The organism is Mycobacterium ahvazicum, from assembly GCF_900176255.2.
Classification (GTDB): Bacteria; Actinomycetota; Actinomycetes; order Mycobacteriales; family Mycobacteriaceae; genus Mycobacterium; species Mycobacterium ahvazicum.
This window is the reverse complement of record NZ_FXEG02000002.1, coordinates 1750684-1769243: the sequence shown is the minus strand read 5'-3', so window position 1 is coordinate 1769243 and position 18560 is coordinate 1750684. Positions and strand designations below refer to the sequence as shown.

Here is an 18560-nt window from a genome sequence, read left to right as displayed (position 1 = left end):
CGCTAAGCTTGCGGCGTGGCCAAGGAGTTTTCGCGTCTGGACGAGTCGCTGCGCGAATTCATCGACAGCCAGGCCATGTTCTTCGTCGCCACCGCCCCCTCCGAAGATGGCCGAATCAACCTCTCCCCCAAGGGATATCGCGACACCTTCGCGGTGCTCGACGATCACCGAGTGGCATACCTCGATCTGTTCGGCAGCGGCGTGGAAACGATCGCGCACCTGCGCGACAACGGCCGGATCACCCTGATGTTCTGCTCGTTCACCCGAAACTCGCGGATTCTGCGGCTGTTCGGCACCGGACGCGTGGTGCGCCCCGACGACTCCGAATTCCCCAGTCTGCTAACCCATTTCGACGGGCAGCATGCGGGCGTGCGGGCCGCTATCGTCATCGACGTCGAACGAATCGCCGACGCCTGCGGATACGCGGTGCCCTACTACGAGCTCGTCGACGAACGGCCGGTGCTCGACACCTACCACACCAAGGCGACCGAGGACACCTACGTGCGCGCCGTCAAGCGCAACCTGCACAGCATCGACGGGCTGCCCGCGCTGGACGCCGATCATCCCCTGCCCGGCTAGATGGCGCGCTTGAGGTCGTCGACCTTGTTCAGCTGCTCCCACGGCAGCTCGACGTCGGTGCGGCCGAAGTGGCCGTACGCGGCGGTCTGCGCGTAGATCGGGCGCAGCAGGTCCAGGTCGCGAACGATCGCGCCGGGCCGCAGGTCGAACACCTCGGGCACGATCTTCTCGATCTTGACCGGGTCGACGGTCGCGGTGCCGAACGTCTCGATGAACAGCCCGACCGGGGCGGCCTTGCCGATCGCGTAGGCCACCTGCACCTCGACGCGTTCTGCCAGCCCGGCGGCGACGATGTTTTTGGCCACCCAGCGCATCGCATACGCCGCCGACCGGTCCACCTTGGACGGATCCTTGCCGGAGAAGGCACCTCCGCCGTGGCGCGCCCAGCCACCGTAGGTGTCGACGATGATCTTGCGGCCGGTCAGGCCCGCGTCGCCCATCGGCCCGCCGAGCACGAACTTGCCGGTCGGGTTGACCAGCACCCGCGTCCCCGACGAGTCCAGGGTGTCGTGACCCAGCTCCTCGAGCACGGTCTGCAGCACGTGCCGACGGATGTCGGGGTCCAGCGTCTTCTCCAGGTCGATACCGTCGGCGTGCTGGGTGGAGACGACCACGGTGTCCAGCCGGACCGGGACGTTGTCCTCGTATTCGATGGTGACCTGCGTCTTGCCGTCCGGACGCAGGTAGGGCAGCGTCCCGTTCTTGCGGACCTCGGTGAGCCTGCGCGACAGCCGGTGGGCCAGCGCGATGGGCAGCGGCATCCGCTCCGGGGTGTCATTGATCGCGTACCCGAACATCAGGCCCTGGTCGCCGGCGCCCTGGGAGTCCAGCGGGTCCGCCGCGCCCTCGACGCGGGCCTCGTGGGCGGTGTCGACGCCCTGGGCGATGTCGGGCGACTGCGCGCCGATGCCGATGTTCACACCGCAGGTCAGACCGTCGAAGCCCTTGTCGGAGTGGTCGTAGCCGATCTCGAGGATGCGCGCGCGCACCGTGTTGGTGATGTCGGCGAACGCCGTCTTGGCGGTCGTCGTGACCTCGCCGACCACGTGCACCTGCCCGGTGGTCACCAGCGTCTCGACCGCGACACGTGAGCGGGGATCCTCCGCCAGAAGCGCGTCGAGGACCGAGTCGCTGATCGCGTCGCAGATCTTGTCGGGATGCCCCTCGGTCACCGACTCACTGGTAAACAGCCGACCCTTTTCGCTCACCCTGTCATCCTTCCGTCCTGCCTAAATGTTAGTTAGACAAATTATTTTAAGCGTCTGCAGCCCCACCGGCGAAGCCGGTCGTGATTGCAACCTTTCTAGCAACCATCCGCTGAGCGCATTGAGCGGGCTATCCGCTCTCGCCCTGCAGAAAAGTGACGATGGCGTCAACGATGCGACTGGCCATCAGCGTCTTGGATCCGTGCTGCAGCGCGGCCTCGGTTCCGTCGGAGGCCAGCAGCCAGCCGTCGTTGCTGTCCACCTCGAATGCGCGGCCGTCGCCGACCGCGTTGACCACCAACAGGTCACATCCCTTGCGCCGCAACTTCGCTCGCGCGTGGAACAGGACGTCGCCATTGGCGTCGCCGGTCTCGGCGGCGAACCCGACGATGGCCCGCATATTGGGCAGCTCCCCGTGCGCTCGCGCGCGGACCGTGCCGGCCAGTACGTCGTCGTTGCGCACCAGGTCGATGGTCGGGGCGTCGTCGGCATCGTTGGGACCCTTTTTGATCTTCGCGGCGGCAACACGCGCGGGCCGGAAGTCAGCGACCGCGGCCGCCATCACCAACACGTCGGCGGCGGGCGCGTGCTTGGACACCGCGTCGGCGAGCTGTTGCGCCGAGCTGATGTGCACCACCTCGACGCCGGCCGGGTCGATGAGCCCGACGGTGTGGCCGGCGATCAACGTGACCTCGGCGCCGCGCTGGGCGGCGACCCGTGCGACGGCGTAGCCCTGCTTCCCGGAGCTGCGGTTGCCGATGAAGCGAACCGGATCGATCGGCTCGCGGGTGCCGCCGGCGGTCACCAGGAGCTTGCGACCGGCCAGGTCGTAGGGCAGCGCGTCGCCGCGCTCGAGCAGCAGCTGGGCCAGCGTGGTGATCTCTTCGGCCTCGGGAAGCCGTCCTTTGCCGCTGTCCGCGCCGGTGAGCCGACCAAACGCCGGTTCCAGCACCACAGCGCCCCGACGGCGCAATGTCGCCACATTGTCGACGGTGGCCGGGTGTAACCACATCTCGGTGTGCATCGCCGGGGCGAACAGCACCGGACATCGCGCCGTGAGCAGCGTCGCGGTCAGCAGGTCGTCGGCGCGGCCGTGGACGGCCCGGGCCAACAGGTCCGCGGTGGCCGGTGCCACCACGACCAGGTCGGCCTGCTGACCGAGCCGGACGTGCGGCACCTCGGGGACGTCGGTGAAGACGCCGGTATGCACCGGCTGCCCGGACAGGGCCTCGAACGTGGCGGCGCCGACAAAACGCAGCGCGGATTCGGTCGGGATGACGCGGACCTCATGGCCCGCCTCGGCGAGCTGCCGGACGACGGTGCACGCCTTGTAGGCGGCGATCCCACCGGAGACACCGACGACGATCCGCTTGCGATCCACCTACGCCGGCCCTTCCTCGTTGAAGCGGCTCTCAGACCTGACCACAGCGCCCGGCCCGTCCTGTTACTCGCCCTCGGTGTGCTCGAGCAGGTCGGCGTGGATCTCACGCATCGCGATCGAGAGCGGCTTTTCCTGCAGCCCCGGCTCGACCAGCGGGCCGACGTACTCGAGGATGCCCTCGCCGAGCTGGTTGTAGTAATCGTTGATCTGCCGCGCGCGCTTGGCCGCGTAGATGACCAGCGCATACTTGCTCGACACGCGGTCGAGCAATTCGTCGATGGGCGGGTTGGTGATGCCCAGCGGGGTGTCGTAGGCGCGCTGGCCGCCCGACGAAGGATCGAATTGATCCACGGCGGTCAGCGACGCGTCGGACTGCGAAATACTCACGTAAGACTTTCTCCTGGCGCTCGGTTACGTTGAAGAGCGGTTGACACAGCTGGAAACTTTGATTCTTGATCGCGTCTGACGAGGCGGCTCACGCCGCCCCAGGCGCGTTTCCCACCAGCAAGGATACCAATTCCGCGCACGCAGACTCCAATTGACTGTTGACCACGACCTGGTCGAAGTCGTCTTGAGCTGCCAGTTCCTCGCGTGCGGTCTCCAGCCGGCGCGCCATGGCCTCCGGCGTTTCGGTGCCACGCCCGCGCAGCCTGGCCTCCAGATCCGCCCAGCTGGGCGGTGCCAGGAACACGGTGACTGCCTCCGGCATCGCCTTTTTGATCGCCCTGGCACCGGCCAGGTCCACCTCGATGAGCACCGGAAATCCCGAGCCGGTCGCGGCCCGGACCGGTGCCGCCGGGGTGCCCGATCGCTGCAGGCCACCGTGGATTTCGGCCCACTCCAGCAGGGCGCCCTCATCGATGAGTTGCTGGAAACGGGCCGGACTGACGAAGTGGTAGTCGACGCCGTCGACTTCGCCCGGCCGCGGCGCCCGTGTCGTGGCCGAGACACTGAAATGCAGGTTCGGTACCCGCTCGCGCAGGCACCGGACCACTGTTGACTTGCCGACCGCTGAGGGACCGGACAGCACCACCACACGCCCCATGCCGGATGGCTCAGCACGTGCGTGGTGCTCGGCGTCCGGTCCCTCGTCGACGTTCACCGGCGCCCCTGAGTCGGCGCGCCCATAGGCCAACTGGCCTGCATCGCCGCAGGTCGGCCGTGCTTGTTGGTCCGCCTTCTCCTCAGGCCTCTCGGCCTGCATCGTCGGCGAACTAAGCGGAGCCGAACTTTTCCAGCAGGGCCTTACGCTGACGGTCGCCGAGACCACGCAGACGGCGGGTCGGAGCGATCTCCAGCTCGGTCATGATTTCCTGCGCCTTGACCTTGCCCACCTTCGGCAATGCCTCAAGCAGCGCAGACACCTTCATCTTGCCCAGGACTTCATCACTCTCGGCGTCCTTGAGCACCTGGGTCAGGTTGGTGCCACCGCGCTTGAGACGGTCTTTCAGCTCAGCTCGTGCTCGACGTGCGGCAGCCGCCTTCTCCAACGCGGCCGCGCGCTGCTCGTCGGTCAACTGGGGAAGGGCCACGATTCCTCCGTATCTAGATCAATCTCGTGTCTCTGCCGGGTACTTGGGCCCAGCGGAGACGACCGTACTCACGCTTCCTGACGAAATCTAACCCGACCCCCTGGTTAAGAGGTTAAATGCCCAGCTTGTGCCGCGCCCACACACGCTCTCGGCAGCATGGTTCGGCATCGCTGGGAGCGCCCGGATTCGGCACGTGCACCCCCGCCGGGTCGCCGCGGCGAGAATCTGGATCATGGCCTCTAGCTGCGGTTTTATGCCCGCGCGATGCGGTGTCGGCGGTTTGGTGACCGACGGTGGTGATCGGCGCCGACGGATAGCCGCAGGGCCTCGTGCCGGGCATCACGATTTGCCATGGCGTGTCGCGCGTGTCGCGGCGCGGACAAACACCTGGTCGTCGGGCGGAAGTCGCGGGGGAAAGATTCCGACGTTGTTAACCGGGGCGCCGGGCGACGCGCTATTGCACACCGAGATAAGCGACGGAGTCCAGCATTTGTTGGCCCGCCGCGCGCAGGTCCGAGACGCTCGGTCCGGCGCGCAGCACCTCGCGTGCCACCGCGGGCAGCAATTGGCCCGCAACGGCCCCACCCAGGCCCGCCAGGGCCTCAGGACGGCCTCCCTGCACGCCGACGCCCGGAACCAGCACCGGCCCGCCCAGCGCGCTGACGTCGGGTGCCTCGAAAACCGTCGCGCCCAGAACCACGCCGACGTATCCGGGCTCGTTCGGGTTCGACGACCGGTTGACCACCGCCGCCTGGTCGATGACCAGTTGGGACACCGTGCGGCCGTCGAAGGTGGCACGCTGCACGGTCGCGCCCTCCGGATTGGAGCTCGCCGCCACCACGAACACCCCGCGGTCGTGGGCCGCCGCGGCTTCCAGCAACGGGCGCAACGAGCCGAACCCCAGATACGGCGAGGCGGTCACGGCGTCGGCGGCCAGCGGTGAATCGCCGGCCCAGGCCGCGGCGTAGGCCGCCATCGTGGTGCCGATGTCCCCGCGCTTGGCATCGGCCAGCACCAGCACCCCGACCGAGCGCAGCGCGGCGATCGTGCGTTCCAGCACCGCGTAGCCGGCCGAGCCGTACGACTCGAAGAAGGCCACCTGGGGCTTGACGACGGCGAATCCGGAAAAGGCCTCCACACAAATGTCGCAGAACTTGGCCACACCGTCGGCGGTGGCGGGCAGCCCCCAGGCCCGAAGCAACTCGGGGTGTGGGTCGATGCCCAGACACAACGGCCCGCGGCGCGCCTTGGCCTCGGCCAGCCGGACGCCAAACCCGGTCATCCAGCCTCCTTTTCGGCCGGGCTGCCGGGTCCGATCATGCTGTGCAGCTCCTGTAGCGAACGGACCCCGATGTCACCGCGGATGCCGGCCTCGATGCCCTGCACGGCGGCCGACGCACCCTGCACGGTGGTCACGCAGGGAATGTTGACCGACACCGCGACGGAACGGATTTCGTATCCGTCGATGCGTGGACCGGAGTTCCCGTACGGCGTGTTGATCACCATGTCGACCTCACCCGCCTTGATCGCGTCGACCGCCGACATCTCGGGCCGTCCCGGCTGCGGTGGTTCGAAGTGCTTGCGCACCTCGTCGCAGGGAATCCCGTTGCGGCGCAACATCTCCGCGGTCCCTTCGGTGGCGAGCACCCGGAAGCCCAGATCGGCCAGCCGCTTGACGGGGAACACCAGCGACCGCTTGTCACGGTTCGCGACCGACACGAAAATAGTGCCCTGGGCCGGCAACGAGCCGTAGGCGGCGGTCTGGCTCTTGGCGAAGGCGCTGCCGAAGTCGCGGTCGATGCCCATCACCTCGCCGGTGGATTTCATCTCCGGGCCCAGCAGCGAATCGATGGCCGAGCCGTCGGCACGGCGGAACCGGTGGAAGGGCAACACCGCCTCCTTGACCGCGATCGGGGCATATTGGGCGGCGTTGGCCCCGTCCCCGGCCGGCGCCAACAATCCCTCTTCCCGAAGCTGGGAGATGGTGGTGCCCAACATGATCCGGGCACACGCTTTGGCCAGCGGGATCGCGGTGGCCTTGGACACGAACGGCACGGTACGGCTGGCCCGCGGGTTGGCCTCCAGGACGTAGAGCACATCGTCCTTGAGCGCGTACTGCACGTTGAGCAATCCGACCACGCCGATGCCGTGCGCGATGGCCTCGGTCGCCCGGCGGACCTTCTCGATGTCGCTGCGGCCCAGCGTGACCGGCGGCAGCGCGCAAGCCGAGTCGCCGGAGTGAATACCGGCCTCCTCGATGTGCTCCATGATGCCACCGATGTACACCTCGGAGCCGTCACACAGCGCGTCGACGTCGATTTCAACCGCGTCCTCGAGGAAGCGGTCGACGAGCACCGGGTGCTCGGGAGACAACTGGGTGGCGCGGGTGATGTAACTCTTCAGCGTCTCCTCGTCATAAACGATTTCCATGCCACGCCCACCCAGCACGTAGGACGGCCGCACCAGCACCGGGTAGCCGATCTCGTCGGCGATCCGGCGGGCCTGCGCGAAAGTCGTTGCGGTGCCGTACTTCGGGGCCGGCAGTCCGGCCGCGGTCAGCACGTCGCCGAAGGCGCCGCGGTCCTCGGCCAGGTCGATGGCCTCCGGCGGGGTGCCCACGATCGGAACACCGGCATCGGCGAGCCGCTGAGCCAGCCCGAGCGGGGTCTGACCGCCGAGTTGCACGATGACGCCCACCACGCCCGGGCCGCCGCTGGCCGACTCCGCTTCGGCGCGGAACACCTCGAGGACATCCTCGAAGGTCAGCGGCTCGAAGTAGAGCCGGTCGGCGGTGTCGTAGTCGGTGGACACCGTCTCGGGGTTGCAGTTGACCATCACGGTTTCAAAACCGGCCTGGCTCAACGTGGTTGCCGCGTGCACACAGCTGTAGTCGAACTCGATGCCCTGCCCGATCCGGTTCGGCCCCGAGCCGAGGATCAGCACCTTGGGCTTTTCGGTCTGGGGGGTGACCTCGGTCTCGGCGGCCGGGTCGAGTTCGTAGCTGCTGTAGTGATACGGAGTCTTGGCCTCGAACTCGGCGGCGCAGGTGTCGACCGTCTTGTACACCGGGTGGATGCCCAGGCGCCCACGCAGCGAGCGCACGCCGCCTTCCCCGGCCAATTCCGGTCGCAGCGCCGCGATCTGGCGGTCTGACAACCCGCTGTGCTTGGCGCGGCGTAGCAGATCGGAGTCGAGCACCGGGGCGGCGGCCAGCTCCGCGCGCAGCGCCACCAGCTCGCCGATCTGCGCGACGAACCACGGGTCGACGCCGCTGGCCCCGGCAACCCGCTCCACCGAAGCACCCAGGCGCAACGCCAGCTCGATGTCATACAGCCGGCCCTCGGTCGGCGTCTGCAGCCGGGTCAGCACCTCCTCGACTTCGCCGTCCGGGCCCGAGGGGTCCGGGGTGGTCCAGAAGCCGGCCCGGTCGGTCTCCAGCGAGCGCATCACCTTGCCGAGCGCCTCGACGAAGTTGCGGCCCAACGACATCGCCTCGCCGACGGATTTCATCGTGGTGGTCAAGGTGGGGTCGGCGCCCGGGAACTTCTCGAAGGCGAACCGCGGCGCCTTGACCACGACATAGTCCAGGGTGGGCTCGAAGCAGGCGGGCGTTTCCTTGGTGATGTCGTTGACGATCTCGTCGAGGGTGTAGCCAATGGCCAGCTTGGCGGCGATCTTGGCAATCGGGAAGCCAGTGGCCTTGGAAGCCAGTGCGCTGGAACGGGATACCCGCGGGTTCATCTCGATGACGATCAGCCGGCCATCGGTCGGGTTGATCGCGAACTGGATGTTGCAGCCGCCGGTGTCGACGCCGACCTCACGCAGGATCGCGATACCCAGGTCGCGCATCCGCTGGTATTCCCGGTCGGTCAGCGTCATGGCCGGCGCGACGGTCACCGAATCCCCGGTGTGCACACCCATCGGGTCGACGTTCTCGATCGAGCACACCACCACGACGTTGTCGTTGCCGTCGCGCATCAGCTCGAGCTCGAATTCCTTCCAGCCGTAGATCGATTCCTCGATCAACACGTTGGCACTGGGGCTGGCGGCCAGGCCGGCGCCGGCCATCCGGTCGACCTCCTCGACCGAGCGCGCCATGCCCGAGCCCAGGCCGCCCATCGTGAAGCTGGGTCGCACGACGACCGGCAGACCGAGCTCCCCGACCGTCTCCCGGACCTCGTCCATCGTGAAACACACTCGGCTGCGCGCGGATTCACCGCCGACCTTGGCGACGATGTCTTTGAACATCTGCCGGTCCTCGCCACGCTGGATGGCGTCGAAGTCGGCACCGATCAGTTCGACGCCGTGGCGCTCCAGCGCCCCGTTCTCGTACAGCGCGACCGCGGTGTTCAGCGCGGTCTGCCCGCCCAGGGTCGCCAGCAGGGCGTCGATCTTGTTGCCGCGCGCGGCCTGCTGGACGATCACCTTCTCCACGAAGGCGGCGGTGATGGGTTCGACGTAGGTGTGGTCGGCGTACTCCGGGTCGGTCATGATCGTGGCCGGGTTGGAGTTCACCAGGCTGACTTGCAGGCCTTCGGCCCGCAGCACCCGGCATGCCTGGGTGCCCGAGTAGTCGAATTCGCAGGCTTGACCGATGACGATCGGCCCGGAGCCGATCACCAGCACGTGGTTGAGGTCGGTGCGACGTGGCACTAGCGGCCCCTTCCGCTGTCGTGGGAAGCCATCAGATCGGCGAATTGGTCGAAGAGATACTCCGCATCGTGCGGGCCGGCGGCGGCCTCCGGATGGTATTGCACCGAAAATGCCCGTCCGTCAACCAGTTTGACACCTTCCACCACTCCGTCGTTGGCGCAGGTGTGGCTGACGATCGCCTGGCCGAACGGCGTGTCGAACCGCTGACCGGCCTCACCCTCGAGTGCGAAGCCGTGGTTTTGGGCGGTCACCGCTACCCGCCCGGTGGCATGGTCGATGACCGGGATGTTGATGCCCCGGTGGCCGAAGACCATTTTGTAGGTGGACAGACCGAGTGCCCGGCCCAGGATCTGATTGCCGAAACAGATGCCGAACAACGGGATTCCGGCGTTCAGCACCTCGCGGGTGAGGGCGACGACGTGGTCGGCGGTAGCCGGGTCACCGGGGCCGTTGGACAAGAACACCCCGTCCGGCTTGATCTCGGCGATCTGGGCGAAGGTGGCCGACGCCGGCAACACGTGGCTGCGGATTCCGCGCCGGGCGAAGTTCCGTGGCGTGTTGGTCTTGATTCCCAGGTCCAGGGCGGCAACCGTAAATCGCTGCGACCCTTCGGGTTCTACGATGTAGGCGCCCGGGGTGCTGACCTCGCCGGCGAGGTCGGCACCGAGCATCGACTGCTGGTTGCGCACCCGCGCCAGCAACTCGTCCGGCTCGGCCAGCGCGTCACCGGAGAACACCCCGGCCTTCATCGAACCGCGGCTGCGCAGGTGGCGCACCACCGCCCGGGTGTCGATGCCGGCGATCCCGACGATGTGCTGGCGGATCAGCTCGTCCTCGAGCGTCGAAGTGGCACGCCAGTTGGAAGCGCGCGGCGACGGGTCGCGGACCGCGTAGCCGGCAACCCAGATCTTGTCACCCCGGCTTTCGGCATCCTCGCCGTTCCACCCGGTGTTGCCGATCTGCGGCGCGGTGGCCACCACGATCTGCCGGTGATAGCTGGGGTCGGTCAGCGTCTCCTGATAGCCCGACATGCCCGTGGAAAACACGGCCTCCCCGAGGGTCTGGCCGATCTCGCCGAACGGCCAACCCGTGAAGACGCGACCGTCCTCGAGTACCAGTTGGGCTTTCACGCAGCCTCCTCAAGCCAGCCGTCGTATTCGTCGCGATTGCCCGCCCGGAACCCGGTGTCGATTTCGACGCCCGACGGCAGCCGCCAGCGGATGGCCAAGATCCCGCTCCGGGAGCCAAGCTTGCCGGCCAGCACGCGTTCGGTGCGCACCTCCGAAATCGCGGTCTGCGGAATCCAAATCGGATTGGCGCGGATGCGCTCCAGCAGGATCCCCTCGGGATAGCGGCTCAGCACCGCCTTGCTGCGATATCCGAGATCGCCGGCGGTGACCCGCTCATTGGGTTCCGGGGCCAGCGTCGACCCGACATAGACGCCACGCAGTGTGGTACTCGCCGCGCCCACCTCGTCGGGCATATCGGGCAGGGTCCCGATCAGATCCTGCTGGCGCTGCGCCCGCCGGCGCCAGCCCACCATCATCAGCTGGATGACCACCGCGATGACCACCACCAGCACAGCCGCGAAGATCAGCGACCCCACCAGCGTTGCAGAGTTCATGCCGGGCTCTTCCCATCCCGAGCGGTGATCTTTCCGCGCAACAACGTGGCCGTCACGGTCGCGGGCAAGGTCATCGACTCGTAAGGAGTGTTGGCGGAGCGACTGGCCAGATCACTGCCGGTGACCGTCCAGGTCGCATCCGGGTCCACCACGGTCAGGTTGGCCGGCTCCCCCACCTCCAGCGGCCGGCCGTGATCGGGCAATCCGACTATGCGCGCCGGGTTTTCACTCATCACCCGGGCGACCTCGCGCCAGCTGAGCAACCCGGGCGCCACCATCGTCTGCACCACCACCGACAGCGCCGTCTGCAGCCCGAGCATGCCGGGGCGGGCCGCGGAGAACTCACAACACTTCTCATGTTCGGCGTGCGGGGCATGATCGGTGGCCACACAGTCGATTACCCCGTCGGCCAGCGCTTGACGCAACGCGATCGTGTCGGACGCCTCACGCAGCGGCGGATTCACCCGGTTCACCCCGTCGTAGCCGGCCAGCCGGGTGTCGTCGAGCAGCAGGTGATGCGGTGTCACCTCGGCGGTGATCGAAATACCTTGGCCTTTAGCCCATTTCAGAAGCTCGACGGTGCCGGCGGTAGAGGCGTGGCAGACGTGCACCCGAGCCCCGGCGTCGCGGGCCAGCAGTGCGTCACGCGCGACGATCGATTCCTCGGCGGCCCTGGGCCATCCCGCGAGTCCGAGCCGGGCCGCCGCGGGCCCTTCGTGCGCCACCGCCCCGATGGTCAGCCGCGGCTCCTCGGCATGCTGGGCGATCAGCACGCCCAAGCCGGTGGCGTATTCCAGCGCGCGGCGCATGATCAGCGGATCGTGCACGCAGTTGCCGTCGTCGGAGAACATCCGCACCTGTGCGACACCGGCGGCCATCATGCCCATCTCGGTGAGCTCGGTTCCGGCCAGCCCGACGGTGACCGCGCCGACGGGGTGCACGTCCACCAGGCCGACCTGCTGGCCGCGATGCCAGACGTGGTCGGTGACCACCGGGCTGTCGGCCACCGGCGTCGTGTTCGCCATCGCGAACACCGCCGTGTATCCGCCTAAAGCTGCTGCCGCTGAACCTGTTTCGATATCCTCCGCGTATTCGCGACCGGGCTCGCGCAGGTGGGTGTGCAGGTCGACGAATCCCGGCAGCAACACATGATCCGTCGCGTCGATGACGTCGGCCGTGTCGGGGATCTCGAGTTTCGGTCCGATGTCGGCGATCTGACCGTCATCGACCAGCACGTCGACACGGTCACCTTCCCCGTACAACCGAACCCCACGGATCAGCACACTCATGCCGCGATGTCCTCCGCACCCACCAGCACATGGAACAGCACGGCCATCCGCACGTGCACGCCGTTGGAAACCTGTTGCAGCACCGCGGATTGCGACGAGTCCGCGACGGAGGACGCGATCTCCATGCCGCGCACCATCGGGCCGGGGTGCAGCACCACCGCGTGGCTTCCCAGCATGGTTTGGCGCCGGTCCGAAAGGCCATAGCGCACCGAGTATTCGCGCACCGACGGGAAGAACCCGCCGTTCATCCGCTCGGCCTGCACCCGCAGCATCAGCACGGCGTCGGCCGCGGGCAGCTCGGCGTCGAGGTCGTAGGAGACGGTGGCCGGCCAGCCGTCGACACCGACCGGCAACAGGGTCGGCGGCGCCACCAGCACCACCTCGGCGCCCAGCGTGGCCAGCAGCATCACGTTGGAGCGCGCGACCCGACTGTGCAGGATGTCACCGACGATCACCACCCGCCGGCCCTCGATCTGGCCGAGCCGCTGGCGGATGGTCAGCGCGTCCAGCAGCGCCTGGGTCGGATGTTCATGGGTGCCGTCGCCGGCGTTGATCACCGACGGGCCACCGTGTTCGCTGTTGGAGTGCGCGGTCCAGTCGGCCAGCAGGTGCGCGGCACCGGAGGCCGGGTGCCGGATGATCAGCGCGTCGGCACCGGCCGCGTGCAGCGTCAATGCGGTGTCGCGCAACGACTCCCCTTTGCTCACCGAGGATCCCGACGAGCTGACGTTGATCACGTCGGCGCTCATCCACTTGCCCGCCACCTCGAACGACACCCGGGTGCGGGTGGAGTTCTCGTAGAACATCGTGACCACGGTGCGCCCGCGCAGGGTGGGGAGTTTCTTGACCTCGCGCCCGACCAGCGCCTGTGCGAACCGGTCGGCGTCGTCCAGGATCGCGGTGGCGTCGTCGCGGCTGAGGTCGCCGGCGGCCAGCAGATGTCTGGTCATGACTCTCGCTTCATTCGGAGTCCCTCCCGATGACGACGCCGTCGCGACCGTCGTGCTCACGCAGCTGGACGTGCACGCTCTCGTTGCGCGAGGTCGGCACGTTCTTACCCACGTAGTCGGCGCGCACCGGCAGCTCGCGATGGCCGCGATCGACCAGTACCGCCAGCTGCACGGCTCGTGGTCTGCCGACGTCGCGCAGCGCGTCCAGCGCGGAGCGCACCGAGCGACCGGAATACAACACGTCGTCGACGAGAATCACCAGGGCGTCGTCGATGCCACCGGCCGGGATCGAGGTGACCTCCAGCGGCCGGGGCGGCTTGGTCATCAAATCGTCACGGTACAAAGTGATGTCGAGGGCGCCATGCCCGACTTCGACGCCGCAGAATTCGCCGATGTTGGCGGCCAGCCGCGCGGCCAGACTGACCCCGCGGGTCGGGATTCCCAGCAGCACCACGCGGGGGGCGTCGGGACCATCCAGTGCGGTCTTTTCGATGATCTGATGGGCGATACGGGAAATCGTTCGACCGACGTCGGCCGCCGACATCAATTCGCGGCCGGATGCGGACTCACCCGCGGCACTCATGCGAAACCCTGACCTCCTTCTCCGCCTCTCCGGACGGATCGTTAAAGGATGTCGACTGTCGGGCAGCGTAGCATTTCGCGACTGGGCCGACGACAGGGGACGCGCCCGGTGCTCCGCGGCGGCCTGTGATGACCGCGCTACCTCGCCGAAACAAAAATGGCTATCCGCGCCGCACGGAATAATCGAAATATCGCGCAATGCACATCAATAGCGAACCTGTTAAATCTACGTACAACAGCGACAATTCGCAGCCACTCAGGGCAATACCAGCGGAATACCCGGTTACCAATAATCGACAAGTAGTTTAAGCGGGCTAATCATTCGGCCCAGGGATTGTCGTGCGGCCGGCTGCCACGCCGTCATTCGCCGGGTTTAGCTGGGATTACCGGGTTTTGAAGCATGTGCGACACGGCCATGACAAGGGCCGATACGACCGGATTCCGGGGTCGATTTCATTGACGCGACGACGTGAATTCACCAAGAATTATCAGTTGCAAACCTTCCGCCCTAATGCAAAGATTCCTAGCGCAGGCGGGCAAACCCCCACCCTTGCCTGCTATTTCTTACATCCGAATAGGAGTTTCCATGCGCAGCGCGAGTTCGCGTGCTAATGAGCCGTGTCCCGCGGCATCGCTCGGTCCGATCGATTGTGCGCAGATCATTACTCCTGACGCGGTGCTGGGGGGCGGCGACGTCTCGTCGGCCGTTTCCGGCCGGCGCCCCGCGGCCGAGCGCATCGCACGGCGCGAATACCTGCGATCGGAATGCCTGCAGGGCGCGCGCCGGCGTGCACTGGCCGACGAGCTCTACAACATCTACAGCGAGACCCTGCACGGCCACACACCCGAAGAGATCGACGATTTGATCTTCGGCGCCGCCCGGGTTCGCCTTGCGCTGTTCTACGGGGCGCGCGGCGAACTCGCGGGTTGTGCATTTGCCGCGATCGACCGCATCGAGCACGCCGGCCGCACCCACGCCGTGCTGGGAGGCGGCGGATTCTTCCGATCGCACTATCGCGGCGGGCCGTCGGCCTCGCTGTTCTTCCTCGGCCAGGGCATCCGCGCCCGGCTGCGCGAACCGCACGTACCGCTGGCCTACCTGACCCGGGCCAGCACCCCGGCGGCCTACCGCCGGCTCGCCGTGACGATGCCGACGATTTACCCGAGTCGCAGGCGACAGACACCGGTCAACGTCGAGACGCTGGTGCGAGCACTGAGTCCGCGCCGGCACTACGTGCAGGTCAGCGAGAACCCGTGGGTGGTGCGGTCGGCCGCGCCCCATGACCCGTCGCGATTGCAGCGACTCGAACACGACCCCGATGTCCGCTTTTATCTCGACCTCAATCCCCGCTTCGCCCAAGGTGAATCGCTGCTGGTTTGGGTGCGGGCCGACATGGCGGATCTCGACAGCGGATTCGCCCGGGCCCTGCGTGCGGTGACCCCCGTGAAGGTCACATGACCGGCATTCTTGGACGCATCTGGGTACCGATCGTCATGGTGGTCGTAATGGCGGTCGGCACCATCATCGTTTCCCGGCTGCACGGGGTTTTCGGCTCACATCAACACGAATCAGACAAGAGCAATGCCGACGCAATCGTCGCGTTCAATCCCAAGCACGTTGTCTACGAGATTTTCGGCCCGCCCGGCGCGACGGCAAGCATCCATTATCTGGATGCCGACGCGCAGCCGCAGGAGGTCGAAAACGCCGCGGTGCCATGGACGCTGCGCATCGATACCACGCTCAGTGCCGTGGTGGCCAACGTTGTGGCGCAGGGCGACAGCGCCAGCCTCGGATGCCGCATCACCGTCAATGGCGTTGTGCGCGACGAGCTTACGGTGAGATCGCACAACGCTGCGACCAGCTGCCTGGTGAAGTCCGCGTGAGCGAAGGCGGGCGGGTGGTTGCGGCCGGCCGGACAATCCGGTGGCTTGCGCTGCCGATCATCCTGTTCTGGGTGGCGTTGTGCGCCGTGCTCAACACGGCCACACCCCTGCTGTCGGAAGTCGCCGGAACACATGCGGTCTCCTACAGCGCCCACGACGCGCCGTCGCTGATCGCGATGAAGCGCATCGGCAAGAACTTTCAGCAGTTCAATTCGGACACCACGGCAATGGTGCTGCTGGAGGGCCGAGACAAGTTGGGCGACAGCGCGCATCGCTTCTACGACACGCTGATCGCCAAACTCTCCGAAGACCGGGCGCACGTCGAGCATGTGGAGAACTTCTGGGGCGACAGCCTGACCGCGGCGGGATCGCAGAGCGCCGACGGTAAAGCCGCCTATGTCCAGCTGTACCTGACCGGCGATCAAAGCAGCTCGGCGGCCAACGAATCCGTCGTCGCCGTCGAACGCATCGTGGACAGCGTGCCGCCACCGCCCGGGATCAAGGCCTACGTGACCGGCCCGGGTCCGCTCAATGGTGATACCCACACTTATGGCGACCGCAGCCTGGAAAAGATCACCCTGATCACCGTGGTCGTGATCGCTTTGATGCTGTTCATCGCGTATCGCTCGGTGACCACCGTGCTGTTCGTGCTGCTGACGGTGGGCGTTGAGTTGCTCACTGCCGAGGGCGTCATCGCCACCCTGGCCGACAACGACGTCATCGCCCTATCCACGTTCGCCGTGAATGTGCTTGTAGCACTTGCGATAGCGGCGTCAACGGACTACGTCATCTTCCTGATCGGACGCTACCAGGAGGCTCGAGCGGCCGGCATGGACCGAGAAGCCGCGTACTACGCCATGTTCCACGGAACCGCGCATGTGATCCTGGGGTCCGGGCTGACCGTCGCGGGGGCGATGTATTGCCTGAGTTTCACTCGGCTTCCGGTCTTCAACACTCTCGGGTGGCCGTGTTCGATCTCGGTCCTGGTGGTGATCGTCGCCTCGCTCACCCTGGCGCCCGCCGTCGTCGTCGTCGCCAGCCGATTCGGAACGTTCGATCCCAAACGTAATGTGAGCACCCGGCGTTGGCGCCGGATCGGCACCATCGTCGTCCGATGGCCCGGGCCGGTGCTCGTCGCGTCGATCCTGGTATCGCTGATCGGTCTGATCGCCCTGCCGAGCTATCAGACGGGCTACAACGGGCGCTATTACCTGCCGGCCGATACCCCGTCGAATATCGGCTTCCAGGCGTCGGACCGGCACTTCCCGGCGGCCCGCATGGAGCCCGAGCTGCTGATGATCGAGGCCGATCACGACCTGCGCAACCCGACGGACATGCTCGTCCTGGACCGGATCGCCCGCAGCATCTTCCACACGCCCGGTGTCGCGCGGGTGCAAGGCATTACCCGGCCGCTGGGCTCGCCGATCGACCACGCCTCGATCCCGTTCCAGATCAGCGCGCAAAGTGCCGTCACGATCGAGAACCTCAAGAATCTGCGGAATCGGGTGGCCGACATGTCCCGCATGACCAACGAGCTGCAGCACATGATCGATGTCTCGTTGCACATCCAGGACCTGACACGGCAGCTGGCGAACGTCACGCACGGCATGGCGGGCGACACCACACAGATGCGGGACACCACCGGTGAATTGCGGGATCACCTCTCCGATTTCGAGGACCTGTGGCGGCCGGTCCGAAGCTATTTCTATTGGGAGCGACACTGTTTCGACATCCCGCTGTGCTGGTCGCTGCGGTCGCTGTTCGACGGGGTCGACGGCATCGACCGGCTCAGCGAAGACGTCGGCAACCTGGCACACAACACCGATCAACTCGACAAGATCATGCCGCAGATGCTGGCGCAGATGCCCCCGCTGATCGCGGCGATGCAGACCGTCAAGGATCTCGCTCAGACAGCGACCAGCACCTTCTCCGGGTTGATCACCCAAATGGACGCGCTGACACGCAACACGACCGTGATGGGACAGGCCTTCGACGGCGCCAAGAACGACGACTTCTTCTACCTTCCACCCGAAGCGTTCGAAAATCCGGACTTCAAGCGGGGACTGAGCATGTTCCTGTCCCCCGATGGCAGCTCGGCGCGGTTCTTCATCACCCACAAGGGTGACCCCGCAGCGGCCGAGGGCATTTCACATATCGACGGCATCCGTCAGGCCGCGGACGAGGCCGTGAAGGGCACTCCCCTGGCGGCCGCCAACATCTATCTGACCGGCACGGCGTCCACCGACAAAGACGAGCGCGACGGGTCCATGTACGACCTCATGATCGCGGCCATCGCGTCACTGTGCCTGATCTTCATGATCATGCTGGCGATCACCGGAAGCGTGGTCGCCTCCGCCGTGATCGTGGGCACGGTCACGATCTCATTGGGCTCATCGTTCGGCCTGTCGGTGCTGATCTGGCAGCACATGCTGCACATGCCGCTGCACTGGCTGGTGCTCGCGATGGCCATCATCGTGATGCTGGCCGTCGGATCGGACTACAACCTGCTGCTGGCCGCGCGGTTCCGGGAAGAAATCGGCGCCGGGCTCAAGACGGGAATGATCCGCTCGATGGGCAGCACCGGGGGCGTCGTCACCACCGCCGGCCTGGTGTTCGCCTTCACGATGGGCGCGATGGGGACCAGCGATCTGCGCGTCGTCGGCCAAATCGGCACCACGATCATGATCGGGTTGTTGTTCGACACCCTGATCGTGCGCTCATTCATGATGCCGGCCGCGGCCACACTGCTGGGACGCTGGTTCTGGTGGCCCCGCCAGGTCCGCACCCACGCCGCGCCGCCTCCCGCTCGCCCCTTCGCGGTCGATCAGCGCCGCGCCGCCGAGTACGCCGCGAATGCACACACCGCCGGATGACGTTCGGC

Annotated in this window: 16 protein-coding genes; 4 read left to right on the top strand and 12 right to left on the bottom strand. The window is 66.8% G+C overall.

All coding sequences use genetic code 11. The features are described from left to right. Nucleotides 1-15 precede the first annotated feature (15 nt). On the top strand, nt 16-579 hold the full coding sequence (locus MAAFP003_RS10660; RefSeq protein ID WP_096286745.1) for a pyridoxamine 5'-phosphate oxidase family protein: 564 nt from the start codon (nt 16-18) through the stop codon (nt 577-579). Here MAAFP003_RS10660 and metK read toward each other — a convergent pair. The 12 genes from metK to pyrR all read right to left on the bottom strand — a co-directional run bounded on the left by metK (nt 576) and on the right by pyrR (nt 13796). Beyond that, nucleotides 576-1787: a methionine adenosyltransferase gene (gene metK, locus MAAFP003_RS10655; RefSeq protein WP_096286743.1), complete on the bottom strand. Its 1212-nt coding sequence runs from the start codon at nt 1785-1787 to the stop codon at nt 576-578. The genes MAAFP003_RS10660 and metK overlap by 4 nt on opposite strands. A gap of 127 nt (nt 1788-1914) precedes the next feature. Beyond that, complete coding sequence (coaBC, locus tag MAAFP003_RS10650) at nt 1915-3165, bottom strand: bifunctional phosphopantothenoylcysteine decarboxylase/phosphopantothenate--cysteine ligase CoaBC (RefSeq protein WP_096286741.1); 1251 nt, start codon at nt 3163-3165, stop codon at nt 1915-1917. Between the two features lie 63 nt (nt 3166-3228). After that, nucleotides 3229-3552: a DNA-directed RNA polymerase subunit omega gene (gene rpoZ, locus MAAFP003_RS10645; protein ID WP_096286739.1), complete on the bottom strand. Its 324-nt coding sequence runs from the start codon at nt 3550-3552 to the stop codon at nt 3229-3231. Between the two features lie 88 nt (nt 3553-3640). Then, complete coding sequence (gene gmk / locus MAAFP003_RS10640; protein ID WP_096286737.1) at nt 3641-4267, bottom strand: guanylate kinase; 627 nt, start codon at nt 4265-4267, stop codon at nt 3641-3643. Between the two features lie 112 nt (nt 4268-4379). Then, nucleotides 4380-4697, bottom strand: a complete 318-nt coding sequence (gene mihF / locus MAAFP003_RS10635; RefSeq protein ID WP_003407240.1) for an integration host factor, actinobacterial type — start codon at nt 4695-4697, stop codon at nt 4380-4382. Nucleotides 4698-5151: 454 nt separating this feature from the next. Further along, nucleotides 5152-5979, bottom strand: a complete 828-nt coding sequence (gene pyrF, locus MAAFP003_RS10630) for an orotidine-5'-phosphate decarboxylase (protein WP_096286735.1) — start codon at nt 5977-5979, stop codon at nt 5152-5154. After that, nucleotides 5976-9350 carry a carbamoyl-phosphate synthase large subunit gene (carB, locus tag MAAFP003_RS10625; RefSeq protein WP_096286733.1) on the bottom strand — a complete coding sequence of 1125 codons (3375 nt, stop codon included), beginning with the start codon at nt 9348-9350 and terminating at the stop codon, nt 5976-5978. The genes pyrF and carB overlap by 4 nt, the downstream gene beginning before the upstream one ends. Beyond that, on the bottom strand, nt 9350-10480 hold the full coding sequence (carA, locus tag MAAFP003_RS10620) for a glutamine-hydrolyzing carbamoyl-phosphate synthase small subunit (protein ID WP_096286731.1): 1131 nt from the start codon (nt 10478-10480) through the stop codon (nt 9350-9352). The genes carB and carA overlap by 1 nt, the downstream gene beginning before the upstream one ends. Further along, the gene (locus MAAFP003_RS10615; RefSeq protein ID WP_096286729.1) at nt 10477-10974 is read right to left on the bottom strand and encodes a PH-like domain-containing protein; all 498 of its coding nucleotides are present in this window, start codon (nt 10972-10974) and stop codon (nt 10477-10479) included. The genes carA and MAAFP003_RS10615 overlap by 4 nt, the downstream gene beginning before the upstream one ends. Beyond that, nucleotides 10971-12263 (bottom strand): dihydroorotase, encoded by a 1293-nt coding sequence (locus MAAFP003_RS10610; protein ID WP_096286727.1) that lies wholly within the window; start codon nt 12261-12263, stop codon nt 10971-10973. Before MAAFP003_RS10610 ends, MAAFP003_RS10615 begins: the two co-directional genes overlap by 4 nt. Next, on the bottom strand, nt 12260-13213 hold the full coding sequence (locus MAAFP003_RS10605) for an aspartate carbamoyltransferase catalytic subunit (RefSeq protein ID WP_096286725.1): 954 nt from the start codon (nt 13211-13213) through the stop codon (nt 12260-12262). Before MAAFP003_RS10605 ends, MAAFP003_RS10610 begins: the two co-directional genes overlap by 4 nt. A 10-nt stretch (nt 13214-13223) precedes the next feature. Then, nucleotides 13224-13796 carry a bifunctional pyr operon transcriptional regulator/uracil phosphoribosyltransferase PyrR gene (gene pyrR, locus MAAFP003_RS10600; RefSeq protein WP_096286723.1) on the bottom strand — a complete coding sequence of 191 codons (573 nt, stop codon included), beginning with the start codon at nt 13794-13796 and terminating at the stop codon, nt 13224-13226. A 585-nt stretch (nt 13797-14381) separates the two neighbouring features. Here pyrR and MAAFP003_RS10595 point away from each other — a divergent pair. Genes MAAFP003_RS10595 through MAAFP003_RS10585 form a run of 3 tightly spaced genes read left to right on the top strand, consistent with a single transcriptional unit; the run spans nt 14382 to nt 18552 of the window. After that, nucleotides 14382-15254, top strand: a complete 873-nt coding sequence (locus MAAFP003_RS10595; RefSeq protein WP_133160839.1) for a hypothetical protein — start codon at nt 14382-14384, stop codon at nt 15252-15254. Further along, on the top strand, nt 15251-15679 hold the full coding sequence (locus tag MAAFP003_RS10590; RefSeq protein WP_096286719.1) for an MmpS family transport accessory protein: 429 nt from the start codon (nt 15251-15253) through the stop codon (nt 15677-15679). Before MAAFP003_RS10595 ends, MAAFP003_RS10590 begins: the two co-directional genes overlap by 4 nt. Then, nucleotides 15676-18552: an MMPL/RND family transporter gene (locus MAAFP003_RS10585; RefSeq protein WP_243393858.1), complete on the top strand. Its 2877-nt coding sequence runs from the start codon at nt 15676-15678 to the stop codon at nt 18550-18552. The genes MAAFP003_RS10590 and MAAFP003_RS10585 overlap by 4 nt, the downstream gene beginning before the upstream one ends. Nucleotides 18553-18560: the final 8 nt, after the last annotated feature.

What these genes read in the sequence shown, in the direction of transcription:
- pyrF (WP_096286735.1), bottom strand. Translation starts at nt 5,979, where the DNA reads ATGACCGGGTTTGGCGTCCGGCTGGCCGAGGCCAAGGCGCGCCGCGGG.
- MAAFP003_RS10615 (WP_096286729.1), bottom strand. Translation starts at nt 10,974, where the DNA reads ATGAACTCTGCAACGCTGGTGGGGTCGCTGATCTTCGCGGCTGTGCTG.
- MAAFP003_RS10610 (WP_096286727.1), bottom strand. Translation starts at nt 12,263, where the DNA reads ATGAGTGTGCTGATCCGTGGGGTTCGGTTGTACGGGGAAGGTGACCGT.
- MAAFP003_RS10605 (WP_096286725.1), bottom strand. Translation starts at nt 13,213, where the DNA reads ATGACCAGACATCTGCTGGCCGCCGGCGACCTCAGCCGCGACGACGCC.
- pyrR (WP_096286723.1), bottom strand. Translation starts at nt 13,796, where the DNA reads ATGAGTGCCGCGGGTGAGTCCGCATCCGGCCGCGAATTGATGTCGGCG.
- MAAFP003_RS10595 (WP_133160839.1), top strand. Translation starts at nt 14,382, where the DNA reads ATGCGCAGCGCGAGTTCGCGTGCTAATGAGCCGTGTCCCGCGGCATCG.
- MAAFP003_RS10590 (WP_096286719.1), top strand. Translation starts at nt 15,251, where the DNA reads ATGACCGGCATTCTTGGACGCATCTGGGTACCGATCGTCATGGTGGTC.